The sequence below is a fragment of the Mycobacterium sp. TY814 genome, assembly GCF_030755175.1.
GTDB lineage: Bacteria > Actinomycetota > Actinomycetes > Mycobacteriales > Mycobacteriaceae > Mycobacterium.
The window spans coordinates 1,298,104-1,313,354 of sequence record NZ_JAUFRY010000001.1 but is presented as its reverse complement, the minus strand read 5'-3'; the positions used below and the strand labels follow the sequence as shown (position 1 = coordinate 1,313,354).

The following is a 15,251-nucleotide window of genomic DNA, read 5'->3' as shown; positions in this document are numbered from 1 at the left end:
CGAACAGGTACGGGGTAAGCCAGCGCCTAATCAGCGGCATTGTGCGACGCGAAACGTGGATTTACGTCGCGGATGACGAACTGCTCGCGGTTTGGAAACGCGGTGTCCCCGATATCGTCAGCGCGGCGAATTTCTGAGATGTCGAAGAATCTGGTCCGCGGTCAGTGGCAGATCGGTGATCTGGTGATGGGCCCGGGCACCCAGTACGAGGTGATGCCGCCGAAGATCGGCTCCTACAACGTGCAGAACCAGGACACCCAGATCCCGTTGTCGGACACGATGCTGTTCGGGCAGGACACATTTCAGGGCGGCACCCTGACGTTCAAGATCGGCGTGAAGGACAACGCCCCGGTCCGCTATATGCCGAACACGCTGCCTGCGGATTTGGTGACGAAGTCCTCGAAGCTGCTCGGCGTGCTGCAGGGGGAGTGGAAGGCCGACGAGGTCAAGCAGCAGTTCGGGGGGGCGAAGGCGCTGATCCACTGCGACCGCTACGGCGTGACGAAGCAGATTTGGGGTCGGCCGCGGAAATTCGAGTACACGCCGAAAACGCAGACGAGTCAGTGGCGGACGGTGAACGCGGAGTTCGTGCGGCTGGACACGTTGTGCCACGCCGATAGTGAGACGTTGGCGTCGCTGACGGTGGGCGCGGATCCGGTGTTCTATTCGACGGGTGGGGATGCTCCGGCGTGGTTCCGGGTGCTGCTGGTCGGGCCGCAGTCGCATCCGATCGTGAACGTCGGCAACAACGAGATCGAGCTGGATTTGAACATTCTTGCCGGGGTGACGGTCGAGGTCTCGAGCTATCCGTGGATGCGGCGTGTTGTCGACTCGAACGGTGTGAATTGGCGGAACAAGCTGATCGGGGCGACGAAGTATCTGGACCAGTTGCGGCTGCCGGCGGCGTCGCCGGTGGCGATGTCATGGTCGGCGTCGTCGACGAGCTCGGCGAGTAAATGCCTGGTGTTGTGGCGCGACGCCTACCACACCATCTGATCGAATTATCAACTCTCACTTGATTGTTGGGGTACAAGCATGGGTTTATCCAATTCTGCGATGGTCGACGGCGCGAACGGTATACGCTCCAACCTGGGCGGCGCGCAACTGCACACCGGCAACCCGGGCACCGGCGGCGCGGCGAACAAGTCCAGCGCCGCGATGGAAGTGCCGTCCTGGACGACACCGACCGCCGACGGAGACTTCGGCCTGGCAGCGCCGATGGTGTTCGAAGGCGGCACACCCAACGGCCCCGTCACCTGGATCTCGCTGTGGTCCAACACATCCGGCTCCGGAGTATGGAAAGGCAACTTCGCGTTGACCGGTGACAACACGTTCGACTCCAACGGTGTGATCACCATCGAAACGTTCGACCTGAACGGCTCCGCCACCTAACATGACGTCAGCCACCGCTGCCGGCGACTACACCTTCACCGGCAGCGTCGCCGCGCGCCGCCCAGCCAACGCCCAGGCCACCGGCACCTTCGCCTGGGACGCGGACGTGGTCGGAATCAGCACCAAACACGCCGGCACATCCGGCAGCTTCACGTGGACGTTCATCGAATCGATCGCCGAGAACGGGGTGTTCCTGCCGCCCGATGACCGTTGGCGCATCAGCGTTCAGGAGTCCCGCGGCACCCGCGAAATCGTCACCTACGACCTCAACGTCACCAAGCTGCGGATCACCCGTGCCCTGTCAGGCCCGTTCGATCTGCAATGCGACGTCAACCCGAACGACCCTTCGGCGGCCGGGATCTACTTCAAGCCGTGGCGGCAACTCGTCCACGTCGAGAAGATCATGCAGGGCAAACGCCGCCTCTGGGGCACCGGGATCGTGCAGCCCTCAGACATCGACGAGAACAGCGGCGTCCTTCAACTGAAAGCCAAGGGATTCTCCTGCTACCCCAAGGGAATCCCGTGGCTCGAAGATTTGAACTGGTTGGCGAACGACGTCTACCGGCCCGTCGTGGAAATCTGGCGGCACCTGCAGAACGACTTCCCGAACGGCGACCTGGGTGTCGAAATCTATCCGACGACCGCCGGCGTGGAGATGCTGCCCGGGTACGCGTTCGACGGCGACCTGCTGAACCTGAACTTCTTCGCCACGTTCGTCCGCCAAACCGACCGTCTCGACTGCGGCGACTACATCGATGCCCTGGCCCGCGACGTCCCCTTCGACTACGTCGAGCAGTCCGCGTGGAACGCCGACCGCACCGACGTGGTGAAGAAGATCAAACTCGGCTACCCGCGGCTCGGGGTGATTCAGGAGAACCTGGCGTTCATCCTGAACGAGAACGTCATATCGGCGAAGCCGCACACCGAATCTCAGGTCGACTGGGTGTCCGACGTCGGCATCACCGGATACTTCCCGGGCCAGGAATACTCGGCGAGGTTGGCGAATGCGGATCCGGATCGGCTGCGCCGCTACCTCGATGAGGACACCGCGTTCATCGACTCCAACGAACGCTCCGCCGCCTGGGCCAACAGGCGTTTGGCGCGCCGGCAGACCCCGCCGTATTGGGAGACGATCACGATCCTGCCGAACCATCCGAACGCGCCGCTGGGTTCGTTCGATGTCGGAGACTCGATCATCGTCAAGGGCAACATGCCGTGGGTCGGTGAGGTCGCCCAATTCCACAAGGTCATCGCGATCACCGTTGACACCGAAAAAGGTGTGGTGCAACTGGCTTTGAAGGCTGAAGGGGCGTTCAACTACGACCCGATCTTCTTCCCGTCCGGTGTTACGAACATCATCTTCAACTCGGCTTTTGACCTGAATTTGAACGGCTGGACTCCGACGGGGCCCGGCTGGGCGCACGACCCGGCGCAGGGCGCGAACCGGTTGGGGTCGGTAACGATCCACGCCGACGGCGCCCACCACGACCTGATGACGCAACCGTACGGCTTAGCGCCGTTCCAGATCTTCCCGATGGGGGTGTCAGTGAAATGCGCGAACGGCGTATCAGCAGGCGCGGCAATACAATTAGTTGCCCAGTTCTACGATGAGGACGACAACCCGATGTCGGCGTTCCTGGTGGGCGCGGTGAGCGGCAACGGGCAGATCCCGTGGACCAGGTTGGCCGGTAATCTGCTCGCCCCGACGGGGGCGGCGTCGGTGGCGATGCGTCTGCATGTCGACGCGGCGATGACCGCCGGCCAGGTGTGGTTCGACGACGCGAGCATCCAGATATGACGCGCCCCAATTTCGGCGGCCGCCAATACACCGGGTCGGAGTCTCGGGCACTCACGTCGATCGTCGACTCGCCGGGGATTGGGCAGGACACCGACTTCACGCGGTTGCTGCAGCAGCATGACGCGCAGATCAAATACCTTGCGGGCAACCAGAAGAAGCTGCAGCAGGGCGTCAACGAAGCCACCCAGAACCCGATCCAGCAGTTGCAGCAGTTCGTCGCCGACATCATCGTCCTGATGGGCGGCGGGCAGCTCGCCGAAGGGCTGCTCGACTTCGGTGACCTGCAATACATCCTGCCCACGTTGGGTGCGCTGTTCGGGCTGGGTGACGGCCCGTTCCCGCTTGATTTGTTCGAGGCGGCGCAGCGGTTCTTCCTCGGCTATGTCGTGCCGACGCGGCAGTTCACCGACGTCGTGAACAACATGATCGGCGCGTGGATGGGTGTGTTCGGCATCGACGCGAAGTTCGTCAAGGACACCAAAGCGTTGATCACCGCGATCGGGGATCTGTTCGACGGGATCGGTGGCCTGCTGCCGTCGATCAACGAACTGTTCAGCGTGCTCGGGATCACCGCCGCGGGCTTGGGGCCGTTGGGGCTGGTGCTCAAGCCGATCATCGACTTGTTCTCCGGTATCGACCTGGCCCGGTTCGGCAACGCGATCGAGTTCATCACCGACGCAATCGACCCGTGGATCGTGCAGTTGACCGCGATCATCAACTTCCTCAACGAAGTGATCCGCGTGCTCGGCGCCGGCGGGAATGTGCTGAATTCACCGCTGCCGGAACTGACCATCCCGTTCCGGAACCTGATGCAATTCCTGGGCAACGTCAGGTTGGGTATCGAGTCGTTCAACCCGATTGCTGCTGCGCAGCAATTCATTTCGCGGCTGCTGATCCCCGCCGGATCGATCAGCAACGTGCAACCGAACCTGCAACTCGATCCCGGGTTCGACGATTCAGAGTCGCTGGGCGACGAGGGGCCGGCGTGGACGCGGGAATACCCGGACCCGCTGATCACCGACCCCGACTTCGTGTGGGACCTGATCGGGCATACCGCCGACGGGTCGGCCACCGTGCGCGCGACCGGCACCGAACACGGCTTGCAGGGGTCAGTGGTTCCCGTTGAGCCGGGGCAGACGTTCGACCTGGCGGCGTGGGTGACGTGGGCCGGTGTCACCGCGACCGGGTCACCGTTCGCGCTGCAGGTGATGACCGACACCGGCACTATCACCGACATCGCGGCGATCGCATCACCGGGCGCGTCGGGCGGGTGGGCGCAGATCGCCGGCTCCTGCACCGTGCCGTCCGGAGTCGAGACGATCCGGATCCGCCTGTGCGTCAAAGCATCCGCGACGGTGGGGCAGGTGTGGTTCGACGACGCCACGATCCGCCGCACATCTTTGATGCAGAAAGGCTTCATCTCCGGGCTGGTTGATGACCTGACGGAGATTTTCGCGAACTTCGCGGCGATGATCGACGGCATTTTGGGCACCGGCTACACGTTCGGGCAGGTTGTCACGTTCATCTCATCAGGGCTGTCGACCGCGGCCACGGTGGCCGACAACTTGGGTGCGATGCTGTCGGATCTCGGCCTGTCGACGCTCAATCAGTTGGGGTCGCTGATCGGGAACCTCGACACCGGGTTAGCGGACGCCGCGAATGCGATCAGCGACGTCGGCGACGATATCGCGGCGTTGCTTTCCGGTGCCGGCGAAGCCACGATGGCCGCGTTGGGGTCGCTGATCTCCCAGCTCGTAACGATGCTCACCCAGATCAGCTCCATCTTCAACGGCACCGTTGTCTCACCGATCAACTCGACGGTGCAGCAGATTCAGGACTGGTACAACGCGAACGTCGCTTACCTGGCGAACATCCCGAACACTGCCGTGCAAGGTTTGACGGGGTTCGGCACCAACATGGGCAACACCGTCCAGTCGCTCGCCGATGGTGTGTGGCAGGGGTTGCGGGCGTCCCTCGGGATCCCGTCTGGTGTGGCGCCGCCGCAGGTGTCGACCGCGGCGCAGCAAGTCCGCACCGACCTGAACAACGCCTCCGACATCGCGACTGCTGCGGCGAAATTCCAGTCGAACCAGTCGATCTCGAAGCAGTCGTATCTGTCGATCGACCCTTCCGCGGATCCAGTGTTCCCGCTGTCCAACATCAACGGCGCATCCCCGACAACTGTCGCGGTGACACAGACGAAAAGCGTCATGGGGGTCATAGGGCTACCTGATAACGGTTTGAAGAAATCTGTTGTGTGGCTTGGTGGTTCGCTCACCGGTATCACCGGCGTCTATGTCAACATCTACAAAGTGAACACCACGACAGGGGTGTTCACCCGCACGCACCGGTCGTTAAACATAATCGGGTCGCTGACGAGCCCCCTTCCGGGCTACAGCTACGGCTGGCAGTTCTACAACCTGCCGATGACCGACTTCTTCCCCACACTGCAGGGGGAATGGTACGTCGCCGAAATCCAGGTAACTGGAACCGGCACATACAACATCGTTGGGGTCAGCAACGCGTGGATGCCGGCGCACACCAGCGTCTACCCCAAGGGTTTAGGCGCAACCCGCAACAGCGACACTCGGCCCACCGTTCGCACCGTCGGCACCTTCGCGCTTGGCGGAACAGGTGGAATTTCCACAGCCTCAACGACATTAAACGTTGCGGCAGGCGATTACATCGTGGCAGTTACCAGCGCCCTGGTCTTCAATGTGACTGGGCTCCAAGCGTATTGCAACGGTGTTGCTATGACGCAACTGGGAGCGGTTGCCCAGTATGGGCCGTCTGGTGGGAACGTGGCGTATACCCATATCTGGGGTATAACCCAGGCAGCGGCAGGAACCACAGGCTCTGCTGTTTCCGTATCCGCGACATGCACTGGCGCATCAGCCAACATCTCCTGTGAGGCAATGACTTTGGTGGGTGTCTCGTCAGTTGGCGCCGCTAGTTCCACCACCGGAGCCGTGGCAGCCGGGGGTACCATGACAAAAGCAGCGCCCGTAACCCCCTCCAACACAACGATTGTCACCGGATTCACCTCTTGGCAGGCTGGCAGCATAGACAACTTTGGTGGAGGTACCGTCCGGGGGGCTACTTCTAGCAATAACATCATCATGGGAGACGCGGCGGGGACAGGCGCGGCCTTCAACCAAACAGCTAGAAACGTCGGCGGGAGTCAGACGTACAACTGGGGCGCTGTGTCCGTAGTGCTAAATGGAACGGTTGGCTCGGCCCCTAGCTCGATCGCTGTCCCCGTATATGACGCAGCCGTGCCGTGGATTTCTCTGGCGGGCGGCGCCGGCCGCGCGCAACACCTACCCGAGACAGCCGAATTCGAGACCGCCGGAACATTCACCTACAACATCCCTTCCTGGGTCGAAGACGGCGACTACATCGACATCGTCCCCTGCGGGGCAGGCGCTGGCGGCTCCCACGCAGGCACCAAAAACAGCACCCTAGACACCTCTTACAAAGCGGGTGGCGCTGGTAGCTGGAACCCAGTGCGACTCCGCTACGGGGATGCCTATGACATCCCCACCGGAACGACAAGTTTTACTGTCAACGTCGGGGCTGGGGGTGCCGGTGCTGGCGACCCCGGAGTCAACCAGCCCCCAGTGCATGGGTCAGACGGTGCAAATACCACCGTTGTGATCACAGGCCATCCCACCATCACCGCGAACAAAGGTTTGAAGGACAGCACAACCCAGCCCTACACATTCTTAGGCGTATACAACCAGGGCGATAGTCCCGGAAATGTTGTCCACCAAGAGGTTACCTACTTCGGCGGAGCGCGCTCGCCCGCCGGTGTGGGCAATTCCCCAGGCGGCGGCGGCGCGGCTGGAACCGCTACCACTGCCGGTGGATCTGGGCCCGGCTACGACGGCGCTCCTGGCGCTTGCTACATCACCGCAGTCCAAGACTCTTAGGAGACCGCTATGCCGATGTATCTGACCGCGAAAGTACCCGTGCAGGCCAAGGGCTACCGCATGCCCGACGACCTCGAAGAACTCGCGAAGGTCTGCACCCCACTCGGCTTCACCCTGGCCGCGAAGTGGTATCTCGACCCGTCGCCGTCGGCGCCCGATCACATCCTGTGCGCGGTCACGCTACGCCCCACGAACGGCATGGCGACCGACCAGAACACGCTGAAAGCCACTGAGCAGGACTGCATCACGTGGGACGGAATCAACTTCGTCGTGAAACCCTACTGCGAAGTCGAGGCGGCCTACGACCTCGAGGACGCCCCGCCGGAACCCGACCCGGTACCCCCGACGCCGACCGCGCCAGAACCCGAGCCGGAGCCGCAGCACGAACCCGAGCCGGAGCCGGACCCAGCACCCGAGCCGGAGCCGGACCCGGCGGCGGCCGAGCCGGAAGACCAGCCGCAACCATGACGAGCTGCGCCGCCGCCGACAGCTACCACCTCGGCCGCGCGCACGGCCGACTCACCATCAACCCCATGCCAGCGCCCGAAGCGCGATGCCTCCAATGCGGCTGCCCCGTACGCGACCACGTCCCGCTGCGCTACGCCCTCCGCGTCCTGTTCCTGCACCTGATCCCCGAACGAATCTGCCGCTGGCTCCGGCCACTACGGCGCCACTGAAAGGACCCCACATGGCCGTTATCCCGTTCCCCCAACCAGAACCGGCCGACCAGCCGAAATCGTTGCCCCTGAACAACATCCTTGGGACGGTGCTGCTCGACGTCCTGGTCCAAGTGTGCGGTGACATGACCGTCGGCGACGCACTTCAGGAACTCTCGAAAGTGCCGCTGAAAGATGTGATGCGCGAACTGTTCGGTATCGGTGGCGAATAAATGGCGCGCCGCAATGTCTACGGAAACGACTGGTCCTCCAACGGATGGCCGATGGTCGATGAAGGCTCCTGCACCTGGGTAACCGTCCCCGGTACTGATGTCAGCCTCCAAATCCAGAACGGGCAACCTCTCCAAATCCTGCGGGCGTTCGCCGCTGACTTCAACGCAGAGGTTGAGCCGCTGCGCGACGCCGACTCGGCGTGTTGGACACCCGGAAACTCTGTCGCCGATTCCAACCACCTGTCCGGCACTGCAATGGACCTGAACTGGGAATCGCACCCGTTCCGGATCGCCGATGCCGGATTCGACGCGGCGAAACGCGCCAAGGTCCGAGCGTTGCTCGACTGGTACGAGGGCATGGTCTTCTGGGGCAACGACTGGACAAACCCCAAGGACGCCATGCACTTCCAGCTCGCGTCCCTCGCTAACGGCGGCAACATCAACACCTACGGCAACCCCGCCGTGGACGACTTCATCAAGCGAAAGATCCGCCCCGACGGCTTCTCAACCCGCCGCGGGATCGGGATACCGCAGCCGCAGCAGCCTCCGCCGGCGGCTCCGGACGCGCGCGCGGCCGCGATCACCGCCCTCTACGACGCCGTCCCCGTCATCGACGAGGACCGCGCCGCGCAACTCATCGACCCCATGATCGCCGGACTGGCACTCGCCGAATGCAACACCGTCAACCGCATCGCGATGGCACTCGCGCAGTGGGGCCACGAATCCGACGGCTTCGCCACCACCGAGGAATACGCCAAGGACGGCCGCTACGCCCCCTACATCGGCCGGACCTGGATCCAAATCACCTGGCAAGCCAACTACGCCGCATTCGGACGCTGGGCCGCCACGCAAGGGCTGATCGCGGATCCGAACTACTTCGTCGACAACCCCACCGCACTCGCTGACCTGAAATGGGCCGGCATCGGCGCCGCCTGGTACTGGACCGTCGCCCGCCCCACCATCAACAGTCTGTCCGACCAGGGCGACATCGTCGCCGTCACTCAACTCATCAACGGCGGGCAGAACGGAATTGCCGACCGCCGCACCAGATACCAGCAAGCACTGGGCGTCGGCGACCGGCTGCTCACCCTCATCGAACCCCGCACCAATCAACCGGCGGAAGGACCGCTCATGGCACTCACCGACGACGAACAGACCGAACTTCTCGCGAAGGTCCGCTACATCTTCGACCAACTCGGGCCCAAACACCCTGAATGGGGACCGGACTCGTCAATGGGCGTCTACCCCAACGGCGACGAAATGACCCTCCGTGACGGACTCGCCGAACTGAAGCGGAAAGTCGACTCACCGGAAGTCGCCATCGTGACGTTCCAGACTGAAGCGACGCCCTGATGCCGCTCCAACTGGGCGACCGCAACGAAACCGTCCGCCGCTGGCGGCAGGTCATGGACGCCATGTTCCACGGCTACGGCCGCACCCTCGGCCCGCTGGACCCCAACACCGACGAATACGGTCCCCGTGCCGTGTCGTGGCAGAAGGAATACCAATTCCGCACGGGACAGGCCCCGTCGAGGGAAGCCGCCAACGGCATTGTCTCCGACCAAGACTTGATTGACCTGAAAATCGTTCGCCCCCACCGGCCCATCTGGTGCTACTCAGCGCCTGGGTCTGGTGTTCCGTGGTGGGTGGGGCCGCCTTTCGACCTCGGCGAATGGTGCAAAGCGGTCTTGAACCTCAACCACCAGCCCGTCGGGTATCCAATTGGCGGGTACCTCGGCTTCATGGGCGGTGACCCGTCGCTGTCCTACAACGATGTCATCGCCGCCGAAGACGCTGAACTGGAACGCCTCATCAGCCTCAACCCCGACCTGAACGACCCGAACGTGGAGTTCTGGTTCTTCAGCTACTCCCAGTCCGCGGAAGGCATGAAACGGTCGGTCGCAAGGTTGTTCGGCGACGGCGGCCGGTATGCCCACCTGCGCCCGCGCATCAACGGCGTCATCGCATTCGGCGACCCCACCCGCAAGCCTGGGCCCACCAAGGTCGGCAACAGCCCTCCCGGTGCCGGGATATCCAACTGGACCGCCCCCGCATGGCTCGAGTCGCTGACGTGGTCGATCACCAATCAGTCCCCGACGCCGGACTTCTATGCGGCCTGCACGTCCAAGATTGCCCGCCTCGCGTACGAAGTGATTGTCCGCGCCGAGACCGAGCTGCCGTTCGTCATCTACCTCGGCCAGATCGCCATCCCCGCACTGCTGAACCTGATAGCACCGTTCGCCGGCAGCCTCACCAGTCCTCTGGCGCTGCCAATCCTGTCCGGCGCCGCAGGCCTACCCGTGGCTGCGCTCGCACCCATCGTCGGAGGCATCACGGGCAGCAGCGAACAACCCGACCCGGAACTGATCAAGACGCTCACGGTGCAGGGCTTGCTGACCAGCATCCCCGACCTGATCGGCCTGCTGGTCGCGCTGCCTGGCATCGGCGTCCACGGCGATTACTACGCCCCGAAAGACGAGTTCGGCGGCCGCAGCGGCTTCCAAGTCGGCTGCGACATCGTCGCCGGATTCCGCCGCTGACGAACTCTAAACCAGCTCTAAACCGCGACGAAGCGCGTTCGGGCCGCTGACCTGCGGGTACCTGACTACTCGAAAGGAACTGGCATGGCCAACAGCGAGTTGTTCACCCTCACGTTCTGGCAAGCCACCATCGCCCGCATGGCCCACTACGCCGCCACCCTCGCCCTCAACGCATGGGGCCTCGGCGCCATCGGCTCCACCGCATTTCCCGCACACCTGAGCGTCCCCTCCGCAGGCGTCGCGATCGCCGCCGGACTCGGCGCGCTATACGCACTGCTGATCTCCGTCGCCGGCGCCAAACTAACCCCCGGGACAACCCCCCTCGGACTGCTGTTCCCCACACCGAGCCAGGTGCTCGAGATCCGTCAGCGTCCCCGCAAAACCGGCCGCCGCCCCCTTCCGACTAGCGGACACACCGACCACATACACGTCAACGTCGACGACGACGCATGACGTACCGCTACGTCAGCGACCGCGCGCTGCGCTACGGGCAGATCGCCCTGCTCGGCGAAGCTGTCGCCCGCGGACTGAACTACATCATGGCCCCGCCCGGCCAATTCGCAGCGATGAACCAAGTCGAAGACAGCGCACCCTTATGGGCGTGGGGCATCATCTTCATCAGCCTCGGCGTCCTCGGCTGGTTCGGCGAAGCCCTCATGTCCGGAACCGAACCCGTCCGCGGCCCCAACCCCCGCGCCTGGCTGTCATTCATCGCCCACACAGCACTGCTGTGCGTGTACGCCGCGATGACTCTCGGGTCGTTCGTCGCTGTCATGCAGCAACACCCCAGGTACGGGTGGCTCAACACCTACGACCTACTCGGGATGGCCGTAGCTAACTGGATCTTCGCCAGACGGCGGCGCCGCGATGCTTAGCGAAGACTGGCTCAAATACATCCCCCAGCAGTGGGTTGGCATCCTCGCCCTGGTGATGTTCTTCGCCACCCTGACGACGCACCTGATCGAAAAGCACCCGCTAATCGCGAAGATCTTACCGGCGGGAAAGTGGTGGCACAACCGGGTCAAACGCAAGCGCCGCAACAGCGAATACATCGCGGAGGACAACGAAGTCATCGCCAACCTCAGCAACCAAGTGGAGCTGCTGGCCAAGGACATGCGGGAGATGCGAGACGACCTGCGGTGCCTGCGCGCCTGGTCCGTCTACGACGCCCGCTGGCACCATCAAGCCGAAGTGGCAAGCGCGGAAACCGACTACAGCTTGCCGCGGCACTACGACTACTTCGAATTTGAGCGGATCTGGCGCAACGATCCGCTCGCCGCCGCCCGCCTGTCGTTCCTCGAGGAAACGTTGGAGGGCCCGAAATGAGCCGCATCATCGTCAAGCTGCAGCCCACCGACATCGCGTGGCTCGGCCTGATCGCCTACGTCCTCGGCGTCAACGTCACACTGCCCGAACAGCTTTCAATGGCGATGGACCGCTACCTGAAGTCTCACAGGTGGACGTTCGAAGCGGTGTTATTCGCCCTGTACTGCCACCTATCCAACAAGGTGCCTCCGAAATACGATCCGATTCACTGGCTGTTCGTCGCAATTGTCAACGCACTGCGCCGACACCCGCGCGGATCACCGTCGTGATCGACGAATAGCCCCAGCAGCACTAACGAAACGCCCCCGGCTTCGTCCGGGGGCGCTTCTTTGCGTTTCAGGAATCGCCGATACGCAGGGCCTACGTCAGTTCGACGCTGCTTGCCAGTTCGTAATCGCCATCTGAGTTACGCCGGTAGACCTGTGCGCCGTTGGGCCCAATGACAACTAGAACGCGCCCACAGGCCGACATCATCTGCTGGTAAGAGTGCCCGGCTTTCGCTTCGAAACCAGGTTTGAGCGTGACCGTCTCCCAGGTGATGTCATGTTGTGGCGTCATCTCGGCGGATTCTCCTGTCTATGCTGATGATCCCGCGCCGCGTTCCTACGGGATCAGGTTTCCGCTATTACCCATCCGCCCGTTCGGGAAGATCCCTGGGAACAGATTCGGGATACCGCCACCGATACCGCCCGGGCCGCCGATCCCCGGCATCGAATCAGGGAACCCGGCCTTCGCGTCTCCGCCGGTGCCGCCGTCCCCGCCCTGGCCGAACAGCACCGCCGAGCCGCCGAAGCCGCCGTAACCGCCCATCCCGTTACTCAGACCGATCCCGCCGGTGCCGCCGGTGCCGCCGTTGCCGAACAACCAGCCGCCCTGGCCGCCACTGCCGCCCGCGCCGGCGCGGTACTGCGCCCCGCTGATCGTCCCCGCCGGGCCGCCCGTGCCGCCCATACCGCCGTTCCCGATCATCCCGCCAGCACCACCCGCACCGCCCGATCCGCCGATCTTGGTTGCGTCACCGCCCCGGCCACCGTTGCCCCACAACAGCCCACCGGCGCCGCCGGCTGTGCCGTTACCGAACGTGTCGGTGTACCCGTTGGCGCCGTCACCGATCAGCGGCCGGCCGAGCAGTGTCATCGTCGGCGTGTTGATCACATCCAGCAGCGCCTGCAAAGGGTTCGCCGCCGCAGCCTCAGCCGACACGTACCGGCCGACACTCGCGTTCAGCAGCCCCACGAACTGATCGTGGAACGCCGCCACCTGAGCAGAGGCCGCTTGGAACGCCTGCCCGTGCGAGCTGAACATGGTAGCGATCGCCTCCGACACTTCATCCGCAGCCGCCGCCGCGAGCCCCGTCGTCGGCGAGCTGGCCGCCGCCGTCGCCTCACCGACCGCAGACCCGACCCGCGCCACATCCGCAGCCGCCGCTGAAACGAACTCCGGAACAATCCCGAACGACATGTTTGCAAAACCCCCGATCAGAGCGTGATTGGTTTGGTGGGTGACCAGTGGTCCGCTCCGCGTGGCCGCCCCTGACGCGGCCGCCGCAAAGCCAAGGGTGACACGCCGCGCGCCGCCGCGACCATCAATTCGCGATATTCATGGTCAGCGCGGGCCGCGATCGCCGCCCGCCGCCGCATCCGCCGATCGATCCAGACAGCAGCCGCAACGATCATCACCGGAACGAAGAACCACGGATACGCCAAGACCACCGACACGACCGTGAACATCGTCGGCACCGCGATCACGACAGTCGCGACCGGGTGCCGTTCCGGCCACGACTTCCAGGCCGTCTGAAAACCGCAACGTGGGCACTCATGCACCGACATCGTTCCCATTGACATTGTCAAAGCACCCCCGCGTTTCCGCATGTCACGCTCCGCATTTTCGTGTCGCGAATCCGAATGACAGCGTTGTGTTTCAGCAGCTCAGAGGCGGTGTCCTGGGCATTTGCAGCGGGTTCGATTCCCGGCAGCTCCACCAGGAGGAGGCCAGGCCGAAAGGCCTGGCCTCTCCTGTTCCATCGTGCCCTCAACTGGCCCGAGACAGCCCTCGAAGCCTCATTTCGATGTGGTCGCCGCTGCCAGTACCGCATCGTTGACCGCGGTCGGCGTGATGGCGACGACCGCTTTCTGGGCGCGACTGGCGAAATCCAACAAGTAGCGACTCTTAGGGCGCTTCGATGTCAGTGCATGGTCGACGGCGTTGGTGACCTTCTTGGGATCGGCGGCAAGCTTTTGCATGCGCCCCAACAACTTCCTACTCCCAGCAAGGTGCGACGCATATAGTCGGCGGTGCTCATCACTGAGGTGCGTGACCATACGGTCGTGTTCGTTGAGCACCTCGGCCCACATGTCGGTGCGAATTGGTCCCGGCTCGATGAGTGACACCGGTATTCGCCAGGGCCGCAATTCCATCCGCAGCGCGTCGGCCAGGGATTCGATCGCGTACTTCGATGCGTTGTAGGCGCCGGTGCCCGGCGTGGTGAACAGCCCGCTGACCGACGAGATGAACACCACCCGTCCGCGGGATGCACGGATTTTCGGTAGCACCGCCTGGGTCACCGCGATCTGTGAGATGACGTTGACGTCGAACTGCTTCGTCAGGTCGTCCAGTGCCAACCCTTCCACTGGTCCGTTGACGATGATGCCGGCGTTGTTGACGACGCCGTTGAGCTCAGCGGGGAGTAGATCGGGAAGGGCGGCAATCGCGGACCGATCGGTGATGTCGAGTGGGACCGCATGCACGTGGGGTAAGCGGTCGAGGCTTTGCAGGGCGTCGGCGGATCGGGCAGTGGCATAGACGTCCCATCCTCGCCGGCTCATGTGCTCGGTAATCGCCAGGCCGATCCCGCGGCCTGCTCCGGTAACCAGTACGGAAGGCATGTCTTCTCTTCTCTCTTCGTCGTTCGGTGGATGGGAGCGGTCGGTCAAACTTGGCTCGAGGCAACGCGCCGCTGCCAGATCAAAAGGAGCGGCCCGCCAAGGGCCTCGAGTGCGATCGCCGCCACGGTGCCGGGTTGTGGTCTGCCACGTTGTTGCCATGACCGCAACCGGGCCAGCCCACCGACGGCGATCGTTACGATCGCGAACGAGAGGGCCGGTGAGCGCTCGACAGGTCCCAGTTGAGACCAGATAACCGGTCCCACAGCGAATTTGAACACGTTGGCATAACGCAGCGAACTGTCCACGGTTGGTGTCACATCCGGCGAGCCACCCGGAACACCCTGTGGGCCCCGAACAATCTCGCCTGTTGCGCTGACCATTGGTATCGCCGCGAGCACCCCCAGCGTCCATTGCAGTCTGCGCCGACTGCCACCACTGCGCTGTGTCATGTCCGCCGTCACCGCGGTGCCCTCATAACCGAAAAGCGTT

The 15,251-nt window shown here is 63.6% G+C and carries 17 protein-coding genes; 12 read left to right on the top strand and 5 right to left on the bottom strand.

The features are described from left to right. Positions 1-138 precede the first annotated feature (138 nt). From QXH22_RS05605 to QXH22_RS05550, 12 genes are all read left to right on the top strand, one after another. Positions 139-996: a hypothetical protein gene (locus QXH22_RS05605; RefSeq protein ID WP_065133367.1), complete on the top strand. Its 858-nt coding sequence runs from the start codon at positions 139-141 to the stop codon at positions 994-996. A 39-nt stretch (positions 997-1,035) separates the two neighbouring features. Further along, positions 1,036-1,392 carry a hypothetical protein gene (locus tag QXH22_RS05600; protein WP_306275112.1) on the top strand — a complete coding sequence of 119 codons (357 nt, stop codon included), beginning with the start codon at positions 1,036-1,038 and terminating at the stop codon, positions 1,390-1,392. A gap of 1 nt (position 1,393) precedes the next feature. Then, positions 1,394-3,190, top strand: a complete 1,797-nt coding sequence (locus QXH22_RS05595; protein WP_306275111.1) for a hypothetical protein — start codon at positions 1,394-1,396, stop codon at positions 3,188-3,190. Continuing rightward, on the top strand, positions 3,187-7,122 hold the full coding sequence (locus tag QXH22_RS05590; RefSeq protein WP_306275110.1) for a hypothetical protein: 3,936 nt from the start codon (positions 3,187-3,189) through the stop codon (positions 7,120-7,122). The genes QXH22_RS05595 and QXH22_RS05590 overlap by 4 nt, the downstream gene beginning before the upstream one ends. A gap of 9 nt (positions 7,123-7,131) precedes the next feature. Then, positions 7,132-7,590, top strand: coding sequence for a hypothetical protein (locus QXH22_RS05585; RefSeq protein WP_306275109.1), 459 nt, complete (start codon positions 7,132-7,134; stop codon positions 7,588-7,590). A gap of 220 nt (positions 7,591-7,810) precedes the next feature. Beyond that, positions 7,811-8,011: a hypothetical protein gene (locus tag QXH22_RS05580; protein WP_306275108.1), complete on the top strand. Its 201-nt coding sequence runs from the start codon at positions 7,811-7,813 to the stop codon at positions 8,009-8,011. Then, positions 8,012-9,364 (top strand): M15 family metallopeptidase, encoded by a 1,353-nt coding sequence (locus QXH22_RS05575; RefSeq protein WP_306275107.1) that lies wholly within the window; start codon positions 8,012-8,014, stop codon positions 9,362-9,364. Further along, positions 9,364-10,551: a peptidoglycan-binding protein gene (locus QXH22_RS05570; protein WP_306275106.1), complete on the top strand. Its 1,188-nt coding sequence runs from the start codon at positions 9,364-9,366 to the stop codon at positions 10,549-10,551. The genes QXH22_RS05575 and QXH22_RS05570 overlap by 1 nt, the downstream gene beginning before the upstream one ends. An 84-nt stretch (positions 10,552-10,635) precedes the next feature. Then, complete coding sequence (locus QXH22_RS05565; protein WP_306275105.1) at positions 10,636-11,004, top strand: hypothetical protein; 369 nt, start codon at positions 10,636-10,638, stop codon at positions 11,002-11,004. After that, positions 11,001-11,426, top strand: coding sequence for a hypothetical protein (locus QXH22_RS05560; RefSeq protein WP_306275104.1), 426 nt, complete (start codon positions 11,001-11,003; stop codon positions 11,424-11,426). The genes QXH22_RS05565 and QXH22_RS05560 overlap by 4 nt, the downstream gene beginning before the upstream one ends. Beyond that, positions 11,419-11,877 (top strand): hypothetical protein, encoded by a 459-nt coding sequence (locus tag QXH22_RS05555; RefSeq protein WP_306237288.1) that lies wholly within the window; start codon positions 11,419-11,421, stop codon positions 11,875-11,877. Before QXH22_RS05560 ends, QXH22_RS05555 begins: the two co-directional genes overlap by 8 nt. Beyond that, positions 11,874-12,146, top strand: a complete 273-nt coding sequence (locus QXH22_RS05550) for a hypothetical protein (protein ID WP_306275103.1) — start codon at positions 11,874-11,876, stop codon at positions 12,144-12,146. The genes QXH22_RS05555 and QXH22_RS05550 overlap by 4 nt, the downstream gene beginning before the upstream one ends. A gap of 91 nt (positions 12,147-12,237) precedes the next feature. Here the strand turns inward: QXH22_RS05550 and QXH22_RS05545 are convergent, their stop codons facing one another. The 5 genes from QXH22_RS05545 to QXH22_RS05525 all read right to left on the bottom strand — a co-directional run bounded on the left by QXH22_RS05545 (position 12,238) and on the right by QXH22_RS05525 (position 15,211). Next, the gene (locus tag QXH22_RS05545) at positions 12,238-12,435 is read right to left on the bottom strand and encodes a hypothetical protein (protein ID WP_273439267.1); all 198 of its coding nucleotides are present in this window, start codon (positions 12,433-12,435) and stop codon (positions 12,238-12,240) included. 45 nt (positions 12,436-12,480) lie between these two features. Further along, positions 12,481-13,338: a PE family protein gene (locus QXH22_RS05540; RefSeq protein WP_306275102.1), complete on the bottom strand. Its 858-nt coding sequence runs from the start codon at positions 13,336-13,338 to the stop codon at positions 12,481-12,483. 17 nt (positions 13,339-13,355) lie between these two features. Beyond that, positions 13,356-13,607 (bottom strand): hypothetical protein, encoded by a 252-nt coding sequence (locus QXH22_RS05535; RefSeq protein WP_306275101.1) that lies wholly within the window; start codon positions 13,605-13,607, stop codon positions 13,356-13,358. Positions 13,608-13,937: 330 nt separating this feature from the next. Further along, positions 13,938-14,762, bottom strand: a complete 825-nt coding sequence (locus QXH22_RS05530; protein ID WP_306275100.1) for an SDR family oxidoreductase — start codon at positions 14,760-14,762, stop codon at positions 13,938-13,940. Positions 14,763-14,806: 44 nt separating this feature from the next. Next, entirely contained in the window at positions 14,807-15,211 is a 405-nt protein-coding gene (locus tag QXH22_RS05525; protein ID WP_306275099.1) for a DUF4345 domain-containing protein, read from the bottom strand. Between the last annotated feature and the right edge of the window lie 40 nt (positions 15,212-15,251).

Coding starts and splice junctions, on each gene's coding strand:
- QXH22_RS05540 (WP_306275102.1), bottom strand. CDS start 13,338: ATGTCGTTCGGGATTGTTCCGGAGTTCGTTTCAGCGGCGGCTGCGGAT.
- QXH22_RS05545 (WP_273439267.1), bottom strand. CDS start 12,435: ATGACGCCACAACATGACATCACCTGGGAGACGGTCACGCTCAAACCT.
- QXH22_RS05555 (WP_306237288.1), top strand. CDS start 11,419: ATGCTTAGCGAAGACTGGCTCAAATACATCCCCCAGCAGTGGGTTGGC.
- QXH22_RS05585 (WP_306275109.1), top strand. CDS start 7,132: ATGCCGATGTATCTGACCGCGAAAGTACCCGTGCAGGCCAAGGGCTAC.
- QXH22_RS05550 (WP_306275103.1), top strand. CDS start 11,874: ATGAGCCGCATCATCGTCAAGCTGCAGCCCACCGACATCGCGTGGCTC.
- QXH22_RS05525 (WP_306275099.1), bottom strand. CDS start 15,211: ATGACACAGCGCAGTGGTGGCAGTCGGCGCAGACTGCAATGGACGCTG.
- QXH22_RS05595 (WP_306275111.1), top strand. CDS start 1,394: ATGACGTCAGCCACCGCTGCCGGCGACTACACCTTCACCGGCAGCGTC.
- QXH22_RS05590 (WP_306275110.1), top strand. CDS start 3,187: ATGACGCGCCCCAATTTCGGCGGCCGCCAATACACCGGGTCGGAGTCT.
- QXH22_RS05570 (WP_306275106.1), top strand. CDS start 9,364: ATGCCGCTCCAACTGGGCGACCGCAACGAAACCGTCCGCCGCTGGCGG.
- QXH22_RS05535 (WP_306275101.1), bottom strand. CDS start 13,607: ATGTTCACGGTCGTGTCGGTGGTCTTGGCGTATCCGTGGTTCTTCGTT.
- QXH22_RS05575 (WP_306275107.1), top strand. CDS start 8,012: ATGGCGCGCCGCAATGTCTACGGAAACGACTGGTCCTCCAACGGATGG.
- QXH22_RS05605 (WP_065133367.1), top strand. CDS start 139: ATGTCGAAGAATCTGGTCCGCGGTCAGTGGCAGATCGGTGATCTGGTG.
- QXH22_RS05565 (WP_306275105.1), top strand. CDS start 10,636: ATGGCCAACAGCGAGTTGTTCACCCTCACGTTCTGGCAAGCCACCATC.
- QXH22_RS05580 (WP_306275108.1), top strand. CDS start 7,811: ATGGCCGTTATCCCGTTCCCCCAACCAGAACCGGCCGACCAGCCGAAA.
- QXH22_RS05600 (WP_306275112.1), top strand. CDS start 1,036: ATGGGTTTATCCAATTCTGCGATGGTCGACGGCGCGAACGGTATACGC.
- QXH22_RS05560 (WP_306275104.1), top strand. CDS start 11,001: ATGACGTACCGCTACGTCAGCGACCGCGCGCTGCGCTACGGGCAGATC.
- QXH22_RS05530 (WP_306275100.1), bottom strand. CDS start 14,762: ATGCCTTCCGTACTGGTTACCGGAGCAGGCCGCGGGATCGGCCTGGCG.